This is a genomic window from Solibacillus sp. NPDC093137, from assembly GCF_050280445.1.
GTDB lineage: Bacteria > Bacillota > Bacilli > Bacillales_A > Planococcaceae > Solibacillus > Solibacillus isronensis_B.
On record NZ_JBNNVH010000001.1, the window covers coordinates 1,755,439 to 1,770,709 of the forward strand.

A 15,271-nucleotide genomic window follows, 5' to 3' on the forward strand; every position below is an offset into this window, starting at 1 on the left:
TATAATCCTCCCCTTATAGTAAGTGATCCTCTAGCATAGCTTCTGCAATTTGAATAGAGTTGAGTGCAGCCCCTTTTAATAAATTATCTGACACAATCCATAAGTGGAATCCTTTTTTGTTGTCTAAATCTTGGCGAATACGTCCAACATATGTCGGTTCTTCATTTTCTGCAAAAATCGGCATCGGGTAAAGCTGTTCGCGAATGTCATCTTGCAGAACAATGCCCGGCGCCCCAGTTAATGCGTCAAAAATTTGCTGTACTGTTGCTTCTTGCTCCAGTTCGATATAAACCGATTCTGAGTGGCCTGAAACAACCGGAACACGTACACATGTTGCAGCGACTTTTAGCTCAGGTGCTTCCATAATCTTTTTCGTTTCATTAATCATTTTCATTTCTTCATATGTAAAGCCATTGTCCGTAAACTTATCAATTTGCGGAATGACGTTACGTGCGATAGGATAATGTTTTTTATCTGATTTAACCGGTAAAACTTTCGCTTCAACATTTTTCCCTGCATCCCACTGTGCACTTTGCTCACGCAGCTCTTCAATTGCTGCCACACCAGAACCGGATACCGCTTGATATGTCGATACAACAACTTTTGTTAAGCCGAATTTTTCACGGATTGGCTGTAATGCTGCAACCATTTGAATTGTCGAACAGTTAGGATTTGCGATAATCCCTTTTGGAATCGTTTTTAATGCATGGCGATTTACTTCCGGTACAACAAGCGGTACCTCTGGATCCATACGGAAATGGCTTGTGTTATCAATAACAATCGCTCCACGCTTTGCTGCTTCAGGTGCCAGTACTTCAGATACAGCTCCGCCTGCTGAAAATAATGCTAGATCGATCCCTTCAAAGCTTTCCGGTTTCGCTTCTTCTATCGTATAGTTTTCACCATTGAATTCAATTTGTTTTCCCGCTGAACGAGCAGAAGCTAAAAACTTGATAGATGCAATTGGAAATTTGCGCTCAATCAGCTTCTCCATCATTTTTGAACCTACAGCTCCTGTTGCCCCAACTACGGCAACATTCAATTTCTTTGTCATGTCTCATCTCTCCTAAAAATATCGGTATGTATATAATGTTGGATATTGTATCATATATTATTAGAATTGTGTGAGATAATTTGATTATTTAAAATATTGTATAAATATCGGTTGAATCTGTTTTTTATGAGCGAGCGTATATGCTACAGTATCGAGCATTTTTGTGAAATCCGCTATGAGCGACGTCGGTTTTTTAATTGGATCGTCCTGACCGAATGGAATGAAGAAAATGTTTTTCGCATTCATTAATTTCATTAAATTCATTCCGTTTAACCCAAGCGCATCATTCGTTGAAATACCAAGTACTACAGGTGAACCATTTCGAAGTGTCGCCTTTGCTGCCATCAGTACGGCATTGTCTGTTGCGGCATTCGCAAATTTACTGATCGAGTTCCCTGTCATCGGTGCGATTACCATACAGTCTAATGGATTACTCGGTCCAAACGGCTCCGCTTCCGCAATGGAACTGACAACCTTTTCCCCAGAGAATTCTTCGATTTTCGCAATCCATTCTTCACCCGTTCCAAATCGTGTAGCTGCATGTAATACAGAAGGCGTTATAATCGGTACAACGGTTGCACCGGCTTCACGAAATCGAGTAATTTTCGGTATGACATCTTCATACGTACAATGTGATGCGGTAATTCCTAAACCAATGCGTTTTCCCTCAAGCATTTGCTTCCTCCTTTCGTAATTCTAGTATCGTTTCGTATAATAAGTTTGCTGCAGCTTGCGGAAAGTATTTCCCAGGTAATGCAGGTAGCAGCTCATATTGAGATAATTTGATATCGTTCAAACACCCCGGGCTTGATGCGACATCATAAATCGGACGGATCATCCATGATTCAAAATCCTTTGTCAGCCATTTTGTCGGGATCGTATTAATCATAAAATCCGCTTCCATACTATTTTTCTCAGTTAATTCAATACCTTGATACCCATATGCAAGGGCCTCGGCTTTTTGCGTTTCCGAACGAACGGCGATGATGACCTTTGCATTGAGACGTGTTAAAAACAGGGCAAGCATTTTTGCTACACGTCCAAACCCTGTAATCATAATTGTTTTATACTGCACATTTACCTTTTCTTTATACAAATGCGCTAGAAAGCCTTCTGCAGTAAGTGCGGCATTTTTCCAGATGAATGTTTCATCTTCCAAATAATAATGCAAGCACTTGTTTTCAAGAATTTGTTTCCATTGATCTGTCAATTTCCCCGCAAAAAATCGTGCCTGACGTATACCTAAAAGCTCCTCCACTTGAATCGATAAAGGGTGGATCGGCAACACAATTTCTGTCGGGTGCAGCTCCAACGCCACTTTGTTCAGTGCTTCATCCCAAACAGTCGTATTTTTGTAATACACCGTGCGATCATTTGTAGATAACTGCTTCGCCAAAAACTTCATCCGCTCGTCTGTACCGATCACAAGCCAGCGTTCAGTCATCATCGGCATGCTTTAATGTCGAAGTTGTTTTTTGAAATAATATTCGGTCTTCACCAATTAAAATAATTTCACTCCAGGGAATATATTTTACCATCCCTGCCTTTTTCTTTTGGAACGGCATCTTTACCATTTGTGCCGGCATTTCAAAGCCTGTGATTTTTCCTGTTTTGGCATCAAAAATACATTCGGTCTCAGCTAAAAATCCATATCGAACGCCGTTTGCCATTTCAATGAGTTCTTTTTCAGCGAGCTCTGATAAAAGCATTGTATCCCTCCTCTTGTAAGAGCCTACATTACTATATGCATCAACATGGGCAGAAGTGAAATGGTTCAACATTTAAGTTTGAAGCTATTCGCGGGTAACGATCATACAGCACTCGTTCGGAAAAATAATGGCAGTAATTAACCTTATTTAAAAATCCATCATATTAAAATTTAGTTTCTATAATTTTCAGTAGACATAATCTGCCATATCTGTATATACTGTATATATACAGTCTAAACATGTGAGGTGAAATGATTGATTATCAAATTGAGCAATAACAGTGAAAAGCCTATTTATGAGCAAATTACAGATCAGTTAAAACAGGCCATTTTGACAGGCACACTGTTAACAGGTGATTCCCTACCTTCTATTAGGGCATTGGCGAAAGAATTGAAAATCAGTGTTATGACAACGAAGAGGGCGTATGCAGATTTGGAACGGGATGGCTTTATCGTCACGATTGCCGGTAAAGGAAGCTATGTGTCGGAACGCAATCAGGATTTCCTGCGTGAAGAGCTGATCCGCCAAATTGAAGTGCATTTCACGAAAGTGGTATCCATCGCGAAAACTGCCAATGTGCCGAAAGAGGAACTGCATGACTTACTCGATTTACTATTGGAGGAATGATGATGAACGCAATTGAAGTAAAAAATGTTTCGAAGCAATTCAAAAAATTTCGTTTAAGAAATATTTCGTTCACGGTTGAGAGCGGAACGATTGCAGGCTTTATCGGGCAAAACGGGGCCGGAAAATCGACGACAATCAAACTCATTTTAAATTTGCTGAAAAAAATTGACGGCGATATTTTTTTATTCGGAAAAGATCATGTTGAACATGAAGTGGAGTTAAAGGCGCAAATCGGGGTTGTATTTGATGAACTGCATGTACCCGAAAGCTATACACCGAAGGAGCTCGATGTGCTGTACGGAAATGTGTATCCTACTTGGGACCGTCCTTATTTTTATCAATTGCTGGATCAGCTGGATGTGCCGAAGTATGACAAAATCAAAACAATGTCTAAAGGAGCAAAAATGAAGCTCGCCCTTTCACTTGCACTAGGACACCGGCCGAAACTTTTGCTGCTTGATGAACCGACGAGCGGTCTTGATCCGATTGTGCGCGATGAAGTGCTCGGAATGCTGCAAAATTTTATGGAACAAGAAGATCATGCCATTTTATTTTCATCGCATATTACAACAGATTTAGAGAAAATTGCAGATACGATAACATTTATCCATGATGGCGAAATTTTGTTCAGTGAGAATAAAGATGACCTGTTGTACGGTTACGGAATTTGGAAAGGATCTCATGAAGAAGCGAAAGTTATACCGAACCATTCGATTATCGGCAAACGGGATTATGTATTTGGAATTGAGTACTTGGTCATGCGTGAATTCGTGAATCCGGTTATTGAACTGCAAAAACCGACGATTGATGATCTGATGCTGTTTTTCGTAAAGGGGCGGAAAAAATGAAACAGATGCTTTTTCGTTTTTACGGACAGCAATTGTCTGCATGGATTTTGTTTACACCACTTGTGGCATCAATTATCGCTCTTCCTTTATTATTTGAAGGTGCCGAATCGGCTGCGTACTTTATACTGTCCATCAGTATAACAGCGCTCTGTGCCGTTTATCTGGATCAACGTGAGAGCCAGCTCGTCATGACAAGTTTGTTTCCGATTTCCAAAAAGACATTTTTTATTGTGGACCTCTCATTTTTAGGACGTTACACACTGTACTATATCCTTTATACAATTGTAGCATCGACTGCTATTCAAACATTACTCGAACAGCAACTTGTTTTGCCTTCTGTCAAACAGCTATTAGTAAGCTTTGGCATCAGCTTTTTTATTATCGCTTTTTTCCTGCTGTTTCGGCGTATCAGATTCGGATACTTTTTAAACCTTTCCATCATCTTTCTTCCATTGGCGTTCACACAATTTTTGTCATTTTTTGAAAACCTGACAACTTTAATGAGCACCATATTATTCTTTGTTTTATTAGTTGTTCTCATCATCGCAGCAAGCATCACTTACTTTCGTGAAAACAGGAGGGATGTCTCATGATTGCACTGCTTAAAATGCATTTTTATCTATCGCGAAAACTATTTATCACTGTTTTTTTATTTATTGTAGGGATGATCGCGATTCTGTGGATTATTTTGAAAGAAATTAATTTTGGTTTTATGGTTTTCTATTTTATGTTGCTCTCGCCGTCATTAGGTATGAGCTACTTAATCGAAAATCACTTTATAAAACGATTCCGGGTAATGCCGATTGATCCAAGGGACTTTGTAAAAAGCTTATTTGTTTTCAGTTTGCTGCTCTTGCTTATCATTACGATTCCTATCGGTATTTATCAAACATATTTATATTTGGATAATCAAATCGGGGCAATTGAATTATCATTACTTTCAATCGCTTTTGCTGCAGGAATTGCTTCGGTCGGCTCCATGGTGAAAAATTATTTAAGCAATCCGACAAAAGGTACGAAAAGCATATCAATAGGAACAATGCTGGGCTACTTTTTTATCTTTACGTTAGTTCATTTACTAATCTTGTTTATATTTAGTATTATGAATATTGAACTAATGGGGGCACCGATTGTTTCAATTATTGGTTTTATAATCTATTATCAATATTATAAATCGGCTGCAATAAAATTTCAGGCAGCCGAATTTTAAAAGGACAGCGCATGCTAACTGCTAGCACGCGCTGTCCTTTTTTCGTTATTCGTTTTCCGGTCCGATAATCGCAATTGCCGGTTCGGATAATAAAATTTGTGTAATTAACTCATCGATCGTTTCCATCGAAATCGCATCAATCTTTGCCAGTACTTCATCTACTGAGCGGTGATTTTGGTGGATCAGTTCATTGACCCCGTTACGGTTCATAAAGTCTTCCGTTCCTTCAAGCCCTAGAACGAAGCCGCCTTTTAACTGCTCCTTCGCATTTTCAAGCTCAGTTTCTGTTACCCCTCCTGCCACAAGGTCAAATAACGTCTGGTCGATCTGCTGCTTTAATGCATCTAAGTTTTGTTTCGATGCCGACGCATAAATCGTAAACGTCCCAACATCTTCATAGCTTGACTGGTAGCTGAATACAGAATACGCCAAGCCGCGTTCCTCGCGCACTTCCTGGAACAGGCGTGAACTCATATTGCCGCCGATAATATTATTTAACGCAATGAAGCTGTACATTTTCGGATCTTTTACCGCAATGGCCGGGAATGAAATTGCAATATGCGCCTGTTCGGTATCGCGCATTTTTTCAACTTCACCTGGTGTAAATACCGGATAAGACGGTTTGGAAACAATTGACTCAGCACTTGCTTCATAGTTTCCGAATAGCGCTTCCACTTTTTCCAGTAAACTTTCTTCAATATTCCCTGCAATCGAAATGACAACATTTTGAGGGCCGTAATGTTTCGCCATATACCCCCGAATCATCTCTTCATCAAATGTCGATAGCGTTTCCGGTGTTCCTAAAATCGGACGGCCTAGCGCATCATCCGGGAACATGACACCCCATAATTTTTCATGGACATCATCTGCGGGATCGTCTTCACTCATGTAGATTTCTTCAAGAACAACTTGGCGTTCACGTTCAATTTCTTCTTTTGCAAATAATGAGTTAAAAAACATATCGGACAGAATATCGATTGCGAGCTCCCCATGATGGTCCAGCACTTTCGCGTAATAGCATGTATGTTCCTTCGATGTGAAGGCATTAATCTCGCCGCCGATTCGGTCGAACTCTTCCGCGATTTGGCGGGCTGTACGGTTTTTCGTTCCTTTGAAAAGCATATGTTCGATGAAATGGGTAATCCCATTTTCTTCTTTTGTTTCGTAGCGTGAGCCTGCGTTGACCCAAATACCGACCGATAATGACCGGACATGCGGCATTTGCTCTGTGACAATGCGTACGCCATTTTTTGCTGTAATTACTTGTACCATAAATTTCTCCTTTGTTTCGGCTAATAAATTATAAGTATGACTTAAAAAACCGTAGTATTCCAATTCGAGGCTTATTTATATAGCCCGGTATGCTCCATTCCGGAGGCCAAAAGGATTGTTGGTCACGAATGCGGTGTCACATGATGTGACGCTCTTAGCATTCGTTCCATTATTTCTGGAAGCGTGGCTCCAAAGCTTTGAATAAAGCTTTGCGACGAGTAACCGCAGGAGCAACCAGATTTTCCGCACACGCTTAATCCCCTGGAAGTCGGCCTCTCCATTACGCATACCTCCCTTTACCATACTTCATCAAGTTATATCGCAAATCATCAACTTAACGTTATTTAAAAAAGAGGCTGTACAATAGTGTACAACCTCCCTTTTTATCTTGTTTGCAACGCTTGTTTCAATTATTTCCCTTGTTCCGCGCGCTCTTTTTCTTCTTTGATAACTACTTTACGTGATAAGTTTACGCGACCTTGTTTATCAATCTCGATACATTTCACTAGTAATTCATCGCCTAGTTTTAATACGTCTTCTACTTCTTTCGTACGTTCTTCCTGAATTTCCGAAATGTGCAGTAAGCCATCTTTACCTGGGAAGATTTCACAGAATGCACCGAATTTTTCAATGCGTTTTACTGTTGATAAGTAGTACTCGCCTACTTTAGCTTCGCGTACGATTGATTCGATCATTTCTTTAGCACGGTTAATCATTGCTTCATCAGCTGAAGCGATGTAGATTGTACCGTCTTGTTCTGTATCAATTTTAACGCCTGTTTCATCAATAATTTTATTGATGACTTTACCACCCGGTCCGATTACATCGCGGATTTTGTCAGGATTAATTTTGATTGAAACAATTTTTGGTGCGTATTGTGATAATGAAGTGCGAGACGCTGAAATCGTTGACATCATATGCTCTAAAATGTGCATACGGCCGATTTTCGCCTGAGTTAATGCTTCTTCTAAAATATCACGAGACAGACCATCGATTTTAATGTCCATTTGAAGTGCTGTTACACCTTTAGCTGTACCTGCCACTTTAAAGTCCATGTCGCCAAGGTGGTCTTCCATACCTTGGATATCTGATAATACTGTATAGTGCTCGCCTTTTTTAACAAGACCCATTGCAATACCTGCAACTGGTGCTTTAATTGGCACACCTGCAGCCATAAGTGCCATTGTTGATGCACAAATTGATGCTTGAGAAGTAGAACCATTTGATTCCAATACTTCCGATACGCAACGGATTGCATACGGGAATTCCTCTTCTGTTGGCATTACCGCTAAAATTGCACGCTCACCTAATGCACCGTGACCGATTTCACGACGGCCCGGGCTACCGTAACGGCCTGTTTCCCCAACTGAGAATTGTGGGAAGTTGTAGTGGTGCATCCAGCGTTTTGACTCTTCAATACCTAAGCCGTCAATAATTTGAACGTCGCCTAAAGCACCTAAAGTACAAATTGATAATGCTTGCGTTTGTCCACGTGTGAATAATGCGGAACCGTGTGCACGTGGCAATAAATCTACTTCAGAAGAAAGTGGACGGATTTCATCTTGCTTACGACCATCCGGACGAACTTTATCTTCTGTAATTAAACGACGCACTTCATCTTTTACCATTTTATCTAAAATAGCATTCACTTGTTTCATCGTAGCTTCGTCAGCTTCTTGGGCTTCATAAGCTTCGATCACACGTGTTTTTACTGCTGTAATATTTTCTTGGCGTAATTGCTTGTCCACCGTTTGGATAGCTGTATTCATATCAGCTTCACATTCAGCTTTGATCGCTGCTGTTAAGTCTGCATCTAATTCATATAATGTTACTTCAAGTTTTTCTTTACCCACTTCAGCAACAATTTGCTCTTGGAAGGCAATTAACTTTTTAATTTCTTCATGACCGAACATAATCGCTTCAAGCATGATATCTTCAGTTACTTCTAAAGCACCTGCTTCTACCATGTTAACCGCGTCTTTGTTACCTGCTACTGTTAAGTGAACAGTCGATTTTGCTGATTGTTCTACAGTCGGGTTCACAACGAATTCTCCGTCGATATATCCTACATGTACACCTGCAATCGGTCCGTCGAATGGAATATCAGATATTGCTAATGATAATGAAGAACCAAACATTGCCGCTACATCAGCAGGGCAGTTTGAATCATTTGACATAACCATTAAAATTGATTGTACTTCGTTACGGAAACCATCCGGGAACATTGGACGGATTGGACGGTCAATTAGACGGGAAGTTAATACTGCCGCTTCTGATGGACGTCCTTCACGTTTAATGAAACCACCAGGGATTTTACCTGCTGCATATAGACGTTCTTCAAAGTTAACTGTTAACGGGAAGAAATCTAATGCTTTTGGTTGTTTTGACATTGTTGCTGTAGCTAGAACTGCTGTTTCGCCGTAGCGGATCATTGCAGCACCATTTGCTTGTTTTGCTAGCTGTCCTACTTCTACTACTAGTGGACGGCCTGCCCATTCATACGAAAAGACCTTTTTTTCGTTCATTAAATGAACCCCTTTCTTATTGAAACACTCTACGTATCATATTATGTACCATAGTTAGTGTATCAAAAAAGCGTTTTCTATGCTAAATTTTTTGATCTAAATATCGTTAAATTTAATAAAATATTTTTGGCTTTCCAGCAATGGTTTAACTTCTTTCAACAGGCGTGTTGACACCTGCTCAAAGAAGTTAAACATCGCACCATTGATTCGGAAAGCTGACTCATTTTCAAACATAATAAAAAGCGGGAAAAATCCCGCTTTTTATTGTCAGATTAACGACGTATTAGCGACGTAATCCAAGTTTAGTAATTAATTCACGGTAACGAGCTACGTCGTTTTCACGTAAATATTTTAATAAATGACGACGTTTACCTACCATTTTAAGAAGACCACGTTGAGAGTGGAAATCTTTCTTGTGAGTAGCTAAGTGAGCGTTTAATGCGTTGATTTCTGCAGTTAATACAGCTACTTGTACTTCTGGAGAACCAGTGTCTGTTTCGTGTACGCGGTACTCAGCGATAATTTCGTTTTTACGTTCTTGTGTAATTGCCATTTTAAATGACCTCCTGATAAATAAGATATCCCCACTAGCAGAGCAGTCGCTGGAGTTGCGAAAAGCCGAGCTAAGGTTCATACGAGAATTTCGTACTAGTGAATAGTACCATAATTGTTTATAGATGCGCAACTATTTAGCGTAGTTGTTCAAAATAGGCGATTGCTTGCTGTTTATCTAATTCAATTTGCTCAATTAACGCTTCGATACCATTAAATTTCCGTTCGCTGCGAATGCGTTTATACCAGCCGACAACGACCTCTTCACCGTAAATATTTTTATTGAAATTTAAAATATGCACTTCAATCGACAGTTGCTTTTCTTCCGGGTTGTTGAATGTCGGTTTATAGCCTACATTACAAACCCCGTCATACCATTTATTTTGCACTAAAATTTTCACTGCATACACTCCGGTTGCCGGTATATAGCAGCCTTCCATCGCCTGGACGTTTGCTGTCGGAAAGCCCATTGTCCGTCCGCGCTTATCTCCGTGCACGACGATTCCCGGCACTTCAAATGCGCGGCCTAATAGATTACGAGCCTGCTCCATTTCCCCGTCCTGTAATGCTTGGCGAATACGTGTTGAGCTGATTTTTTCGACTGCATCCTGCTGTTTTTCTATTGCCGTCACACCATAACGCCCGTTGGACAGTTGCTCCATCAGCTCCATATTGCCTTTGCCGTATGCGCCAAATGAGAAATCAAAGCCTGCCGTTACATGCTGGACATTTAAATCTACGATAAAATACTTAATGAACTCTTCCGGTGTAAGCTTTGCAAAGTCTGATGTAAAGTTTACAACAAATACTGTATCGATATTTAATTTTTTTAATGTATCTAATTTTTGTGGTAGTGGCGTAATGTAAAACACTTTTTCATTACGTCTGCCTAGTACAATCGATGGATGTGGATCAAAAGTCATCACGGCACTTTTAATATTAAGCTGCTCGGCTTTTTGCTTTGCCGCTTCAATGACCGCCTGATGTCCTTTATGTACCCCATCAAAAAATCCGATTGCTAATGAGTACGCCTCTTTTTCTATTTCCTGTGCTAATTGATGGGGGTATTTCAAATGAATAACGTTCATCTTGGGCCTCCTAATTAATTTCGGGAAACATCTTATCCGGCTTCATTTGCCCGGTCTTTGTCGGATGGGCGATGTAAACCGCAAATGCTCGTCCCTCTACACCATAAACAATTTTATCATGTTCCGTTAATAAAGTATGCATCGGGAGAACTTGCCCATTGAAAATTTGCTTTTCAATGTCTTCCGTAATTTCAATGTATGGATAATCGGATAATGCATATTCAACAGGCAACAGAAACTTCTCCTGCTCCCCTGCTTCCATCATTTCCGCGATTTCGGCTAATGTAAAGCAATTGTCTTTAGTAAATGTGCCTGATGCTGTTCGTACAAGTTCATGCATATGTGCAGGACAACCTAATGCTTCACCGATCTGAACAGCTAATGTGCGAATATACGTCCCTTTTGAACATTTGATGCGAATCGAGAATTTCACTTCTTCCCCTTCGAACGTTTGTGCATCATCCAATAATTCCAGCTCATAAATTGTAATTTTACGTGTTGGGCGCTCGACTGTTTGGCCGGCTCTTGCATACTCATAAAGCTTTTTCCCGTTCACTTTTACCGCAGAAAACATCGGAGGCGTTTGTTCAATTTCGCCTGTCAGCGTTTGGAGTGCTTGTAAAATTTCTTCACGAGTAAACGATTTGAAATCTGTATTTTGCTCGACTGTTTCGCCTTCCGCATCTTCTGTTGTTGTCGTGCGTCCGATCGATACGACTGCTTCATACGTTTTGCCGGCATCTGTTAAATATTCGGCGATGCGTGTTGCCTGGCCGATACAGATTGGCAGGACGCCTTCTACACCCGGATCAAGTGTCCCGGTATGGCCTACTTTTTTCGTCTTCAATATTTTTCGTAATTTAAATACACAGTCATGACTTGTCATGCCGCGCTCTTTCCATAATGGCAAAATACCGTTCATTGTTTTGCTCCTTTGTTTGAAATAGGGATTTCGATATTTAATAGATTCTTTGATATAAGCTTCAGCTATAGTTGGTACTTTTCATACAATCCGTTCTGCTTCGCTACGGGAGGCCAACAGGACGTTGGTCACGAATGCGTTGTTACACGACGTAACGGTTTTAGCATTCGTTCAAATATTCCTGGGGCGTGGCTCCAACTAACTTTATCGCTACCTCTTACGGCGGCAGCGATAAAGTGGATTTTCCGCACACGCTGATCCCCTAGGAGTCGCCCCCCTTCGCTTCGCGTCACTCTAACTTAGCATAAAGTTTATTTCCTTAACAAAACTTCTGTATTCAACAATTCCGTTAAAGAATTTTTAAAAGCAAAAAAGTCTGCCTGCATAGTTATGCAGCGCAGACTTCTTAGTTTTATTTATCTTCGTTTAGGCCACGTAGTAAAGCATCGATTTTGTTTCCGTATTCGATTGCTGTATCGAATTCGAATGCCAGTTCAGGCGTACGGCGTAAGCGAATACGTGAACCAACTTCAGAACGGATGAAACCGGATGCTTTTTCTAACGCTTGCAATGTTTCCGCACGTTCGCGGTCATTGCCTAACGATGTAATATAAACAGTTGCTTGCTGTAAGTCTCCTGTTACTGCTACATCAGTAACCGTAACGAAGCCTACACGCGGATCTTTGATTTTGCGCGCAATGATTTCAGTAATTTCTTTTTTCATTTGCTCAGCAACTCGATTAGAACGTAGAGACATAAATGTCACCTCATTTAAATTGCGTAATTAATAGTACAGTTTGCCACGATAAGTGGACTTTATAAATATTCACGATAAAAATCCAGCTGTTCCCATTGCGGATTTGACTGCAGATAATGGACGGCCCGCATAAGCTCGCGTTCAGCTGCTTCTTTGGAAGAAGCAACTGCGACAAGCGCAAGCTTTGTACGCTGCCATACATCCTGATGGTCAATTTCAGCAACGGAAACGTTGAATTTTTGTTTCGTACGCGTCACCATCCGTTGTAGGACGGCGCGCTTTTCTTTTAATGAGTGGGCAGTCTGAATCATGAATTCAATTTCTGCGTATACAATCATTATTTACGAACGATTTCTTCCATTACGAAGGCTTCGATAATGTCGCCTTCTTTAATGTCGTTGTAGTTTTTAATCGTAATACCACACTCATATCCTTTTGCAACTTCTTTTGCATCATCTTTGAAGCGTTTTAGTGAATCCAGTTCACCTTCGAACACAACAACGTTTTCGCGGATTACACGTACGCCGGCATCGCGAACGATTTTACCTTCGATAACGTATGAACCTGCGATTGTACCCACTTTAGATACTTTAATTGTTTGACGAACTTCCGCTTGACCAACGATTTTCTCTTCGAACTCTGGATCAAGCATCCCTTTCATCGCGTGTTCGATTTCTTCGATTACTTTATAGATGATACGGTGTAGACGAATATCTACGCCTTCTTCATCAGCAGCACGTTTTGCATTTGTATCAGGACGTACGTTGAATCCGATAACGATTGCATTTGATGCAGCAGCAAGAGAGATATCCGATTCTGTAATTGCACCCGCACCTGTGTGGATGATTTTAACGTTAACGCCTTCAACATCAATTTTCATTAATGAAGAAGCCATTGCTTCCACTGTACCTTGTACGTCTGCTTTAACGATTAAGTTTAGCTCTTTCATTTCGCCTTGGCTCATTTGTTCGAATAAGTTATCAAGTGTTACACGTTGTTTTTCTGAACGTGACGCTTGGATTGCAGTCATTGAACGAGACTCACCAACTTGACGAGCTGTTTTTTCGTCTTCGAATACTACGAAACGGTCGCCCGCTTGTGGTACTTCGCTTAAACCTGTAATTTCAACTGGCATAGAAGGGCCAGCTGTTTTAATACGACGGCCAAGATCGTTGACCATTGCACGTACACGACCATATGCATGACCGACTACGATTGGGTCACCAATACGTAATGTACCATCTTGAACTAAAAGTGTTGCAACTGCACCACGGCCTTTATCAAGCTGTGCTTCAATTACTGTACCGATTGCTGAACGAGTCGGATTCGCTTTTAATTCGCCTACTTCAGAAACTAATAAAATCATTTCCAGAAGCTGGTCAATACCTTCACCTTTCAGTGCTGAAATTGGTACGAAGATTGTATCTCCACCCCATGCTTCAGGAACTAATCCGTGCTCAGTTAACTCTTGTTGTACACGGTCAGGATTAGCAGATGGTTTATCCATTTTGTTGATTGCTACGATAATTGGTACTTCTGCAGCTTTTGCGTGGTTGATTGCTTCAACTGTTTGAGGCATTACACCGTCATCTGCTGCAACTACGATAATTGCGATATCTGTAATTGATGCACCACGCGCACGCATTGTTGTGAATGCCGCGTGACCAGGAGTATCAAGGAATGAAATTTTCTTCCCGTTAACTTCTACTTGGTATGCACCGATATGCTGAGTAATACCGCCTGCTTCACCCGCTGTAACTTTCGTTTTACGGATTGAGTCAAGCAATGATGTTTTACCGTGGTCAACGTGTCCCATAATTGTTACAACTGGTGGGCGCTCTTCTAATGCATTCTCGTCAACTTCCACGATAGTATCATCGAAGTACGTATCTAAATCTGTTTTGTCGATACGGATTTCTTCTTCTACTTCTACCCCGTAGTCTGCACAGATTAACTCAATTGCATCCTTATCAAGTTCTTGGTTAATTGTTGCCATTACGCCAAGCATGAATAATTTTTTAATAATTTCCGATGGCTCACGGTGTAATTTTTTTGCAAGTTCTGCGACTGATAAACTTTCATAGAAAGTAATTTTTTCCGGTAATTCCTTTTGCACCATTGGTTGTGGTGCCGGGCGATGCGTACGACGTTTACCACCATTGATACCTGGTTTTCTACGTTGTTGATAGCCGCCTTTGTTTTGAGTGTTGCCACCCTTGTTTGGCGTATTTCCGCCTCTATTTGGCGTGTTGCCGCCTTTATTATTACTAGTGTTTGGTGTTGTGCCGCTTTTGCGGTTATTATTGTTATTTTGTGTCATATTTCGATTTTGGTTACCTTTTTCATTTCTTATTTTTTCGCCTTGTTGCGATTTTGGTTGCCCTTGGGCGTTTGAAGCTTTGTTCGGTTGTTGGTTATTTGAAGCAGATTGTGGACGATCCTGCTTTTGACCTTGCTGCACTTTCTTCTGCCCTTGTTCACCGCGTTTTGGTGTAACATTTACAGCTTTGGCAGGTGTCTTTGCAGGAGAATCTTTCGTTGGTTCCACTGCTTGCTTAAAGACAGAATTTAGTTTTGAGACCGCCTGCTCATCGATAACCGCCATATGATTTTTCACCGGCAGATTATGTTTTGCAAGCACCTCAATAACTTCCTTACTTGTTTTATTTACCTTTTTCGCATATTCATGAACTCTTACTTTGCTCAT

16 protein-coding genes are annotated in these 15,271 nt (G+C 40.7%); 4 read left to right on the top strand and 12 right to left on the bottom strand.

What is annotated here, in order from left to right; translation table 11 throughout:
* Positions 1-13 precede the first annotated feature (13 nt).
* From ACQKN3_RS08970 to ACQKN3_RS08985, 4 genes are all read right to left on the bottom strand, one after another.
* Positions 14-1,054: an aspartate-semialdehyde dehydrogenase gene (locus ACQKN3_RS08970; RefSeq protein WP_251689247.1), complete on the bottom strand. Its 1,041-nt coding sequence runs from the start codon at positions 1,052-1,054 to the stop codon at positions 14-16.
* Between the two features lie 84 nt (positions 1,055-1,138).
* Positions 1,139-1,729 (bottom strand): dipicolinate synthase subunit B, encoded by a 591-nt coding sequence (locus ACQKN3_RS08975; protein ID WP_251689249.1) that lies wholly within the window; start codon positions 1,727-1,729, stop codon positions 1,139-1,141.
* Positions 1,722-2,498 (bottom strand): NAD(P)-dependent oxidoreductase, encoded by a 777-nt coding sequence (locus tag ACQKN3_RS08980; protein ID WP_427710893.1) that lies wholly within the window; start codon positions 2,496-2,498, stop codon positions 1,722-1,724. Before ACQKN3_RS08980 ends, ACQKN3_RS08975 begins: the two co-directional genes overlap by 8 nt.
* Positions 2,491-2,763 (bottom strand): YlmC/YmxH family sporulation protein, encoded by a 273-nt coding sequence (locus ACQKN3_RS08985; protein ID WP_251689253.1) that lies wholly within the window; start codon positions 2,761-2,763, stop codon positions 2,491-2,493. Before ACQKN3_RS08985 ends, ACQKN3_RS08980 begins: the two co-directional genes overlap by 8 nt.
* A 255-nt stretch (positions 2,764-3,018) precedes the next feature.
* Here ACQKN3_RS08985 and ACQKN3_RS08990 point away from each other — a divergent pair, with 255 nt between their 5' ends.
* From ACQKN3_RS08990 to ACQKN3_RS09005, 4 genes are read left to right on the top strand one after another with little or no spacing between them, the layout of a single operon-like run.
* Complete coding sequence (locus tag ACQKN3_RS08990; protein WP_251689255.1) at positions 3,019-3,390, top strand: GntR family transcriptional regulator; 372 nt, start codon at positions 3,019-3,021, stop codon at positions 3,388-3,390.
* A gap of 2 nt (positions 3,391-3,392) precedes the next feature.
* Entirely contained in the window at positions 3,393-4,238 is an 846-nt protein-coding gene (locus ACQKN3_RS08995) for an ABC transporter ATP-binding protein (RefSeq protein ID WP_251689257.1), read from the top strand.
* Entirely contained in the window at positions 4,235-4,831 is a 597-nt protein-coding gene (locus tag ACQKN3_RS09000) for an ATPase (protein ID WP_427710896.1), read from the top strand. Before ACQKN3_RS08995 ends, ACQKN3_RS09000 begins: the two co-directional genes overlap by 4 nt.
* On the top strand, positions 4,828-5,448 hold the full coding sequence (locus ACQKN3_RS09005; protein ID WP_427710898.1) for a hypothetical protein: 621 nt from the start codon (positions 4,828-4,830) through the stop codon (positions 5,446-5,448). The genes ACQKN3_RS09000 and ACQKN3_RS09005 overlap by 4 nt, the downstream gene beginning before the upstream one ends.
* 45 nt (positions 5,449-5,493) lie before the next feature.
* On the opposite strand, the gene ACQKN3_RS09010 is transcribed toward ACQKN3_RS09005, so the two are convergent.
* From ACQKN3_RS09010 to infB, 8 genes are all read right to left on the bottom strand, one after another.
* Positions 5,494-6,720: a M16 family metallopeptidase gene (locus ACQKN3_RS09010; protein ID WP_427710900.1), complete on the bottom strand. Its 1,227-nt coding sequence runs from the start codon at positions 6,718-6,720 to the stop codon at positions 5,494-5,496.
* Between the two features lie 410 nt (positions 6,721-7,130).
* On the bottom strand, positions 7,131-9,245 hold the full coding sequence (gene pnp, locus ACQKN3_RS09015; RefSeq protein WP_251689265.1) for a polyribonucleotide nucleotidyltransferase: 2,115 nt from the start codon (positions 9,243-9,245) through the stop codon (positions 7,131-7,133).
* Positions 9,246-9,528: 283 nt separating this feature from the next.
* The gene (gene rpsO, locus ACQKN3_RS09020; RefSeq protein ID WP_008403229.1) at positions 9,529-9,798 is read right to left on the bottom strand and encodes a 30S ribosomal protein S15; all 270 of its coding nucleotides are present in this window, start codon (positions 9,796-9,798) and stop codon (positions 9,529-9,531) included.
* A gap of 136 nt (positions 9,799-9,934) precedes the next feature.
* Positions 9,935-10,885 carry a riboflavin biosynthesis protein RibF gene (ribF, locus tag ACQKN3_RS09025; protein WP_427710903.1) on the bottom strand — a complete coding sequence of 317 codons (951 nt, stop codon included), beginning with the start codon at positions 10,883-10,885 and terminating at the stop codon, positions 9,935-9,937.
* Between the two features lie 10 nt (positions 10,886-10,895).
* Positions 10,896-11,807, bottom strand: coding sequence for a tRNA pseudouridine(55) synthase TruB (gene truB / locus ACQKN3_RS09030; RefSeq protein WP_251689269.1), 912 nt, complete (start codon positions 11,805-11,807; stop codon positions 10,896-10,898).
* Between the two features lie 412 nt (positions 11,808-12,219).
* Complete coding sequence (gene rbfA, locus ACQKN3_RS09035; RefSeq protein ID WP_251689271.1) at positions 12,220-12,564, bottom strand: 30S ribosome-binding factor RbfA; 345 nt, start codon at positions 12,562-12,564, stop codon at positions 12,220-12,222.
* 59 nt (positions 12,565-12,623) lie between these two features.
* Positions 12,624-12,902: a DUF503 domain-containing protein gene (locus tag ACQKN3_RS09040; protein WP_251689273.1), complete on the bottom strand. Its 279-nt coding sequence runs from the start codon at positions 12,900-12,902 to the stop codon at positions 12,624-12,626.
* Complete coding sequence (gene infB / locus ACQKN3_RS09045) at positions 12,902-15,271, bottom strand: translation initiation factor IF-2 (protein ID WP_251689275.1); 2,370 nt, start codon at positions 15,269-15,271, stop codon at positions 12,902-12,904. The genes ACQKN3_RS09040 and infB overlap by 1 nt, the downstream gene beginning before the upstream one ends.

Coding starts and splice junctions, on each gene's coding strand:
- ACQKN3_RS08970 (WP_251689247.1), bottom strand. CDS start 1,054: ATGACAAAGAAATTGAATGTTGCCGTAGTTGGGGCAACAGGAGCTGTA.
- ACQKN3_RS08975 (WP_251689249.1), bottom strand. CDS start 1,729: ATGCTTGAGGGAAAACGCATTGGTTTAGGAATTACCGCATCACATTGT.
- ACQKN3_RS08980 (WP_427710893.1), bottom strand. CDS start 2,498: ATGACTGAACGCTGGCTTGTGATCGGTACAGACGAGCGGATGAAGTTT.
- ACQKN3_RS08985 (WP_251689253.1), bottom strand. CDS start 2,763: ATGCTTTTATCAGAGCTCGCTGAAAAAGAACTCATTGAAATGGCAAAC.
- ACQKN3_RS08995 (WP_251689257.1), top strand. CDS start 3,393: ATGAACGCAATTGAAGTAAAAAATGTTTCGAAGCAATTCAAAAAATTT.
- ACQKN3_RS09000 (WP_427710896.1), top strand. CDS start 4,235: ATGAAACAGATGCTTTTTCGTTTTTACGGACAGCAATTGTCTGCATGG.
- ACQKN3_RS09005 (WP_427710898.1), top strand. CDS start 4,828: ATGATTGCACTGCTTAAAATGCATTTTTATCTATCGCGAAAACTATTT.
- ACQKN3_RS09010 (WP_427710900.1), bottom strand. CDS start 6,720: ATGGTACAAGTAATTACAGCAAAAAATGGCGTACGCATTGTCACAGAG.
- pnp (WP_251689265.1), bottom strand. CDS start 9,245: ATGAACGAAAAAAAGGTCTTTTCGTATGAATGGGCAGGCCGTCCACTA.
- rpsO (WP_008403229.1), bottom strand. CDS start 9,798: ATGGCAATTACACAAGAACGTAAAAACGAAATTATCGCTGAGTACCGC.
- ribF (WP_427710903.1), bottom strand. CDS start 10,885: ATGAACGTTATTCATTTGAAATACCCCCATCAATTAGCACAGGAAATA.
- truB (WP_251689269.1), bottom strand. CDS start 11,807: ATGAACGGTATTTTGCCATTATGGAAAGAGCGCGGCATGACAAGTCAT.
- rbfA (WP_251689271.1), bottom strand. CDS start 12,564: ATGTCTCTACGTTCTAATCGAGTTGCTGAGCAAATGAAAAAAGAAATT.
- ACQKN3_RS09040 (WP_251689273.1), bottom strand. CDS start 12,902: ATGATTGTATACGCAGAAATTGAATTCATGATTCAGACTGCCCACTCA.
- infB (WP_251689275.1), bottom strand. CDS start 15,271: ATGAGCAAAGTAAGAGTTCATGAATATGCGAAAAAGGTAAATAAAACA.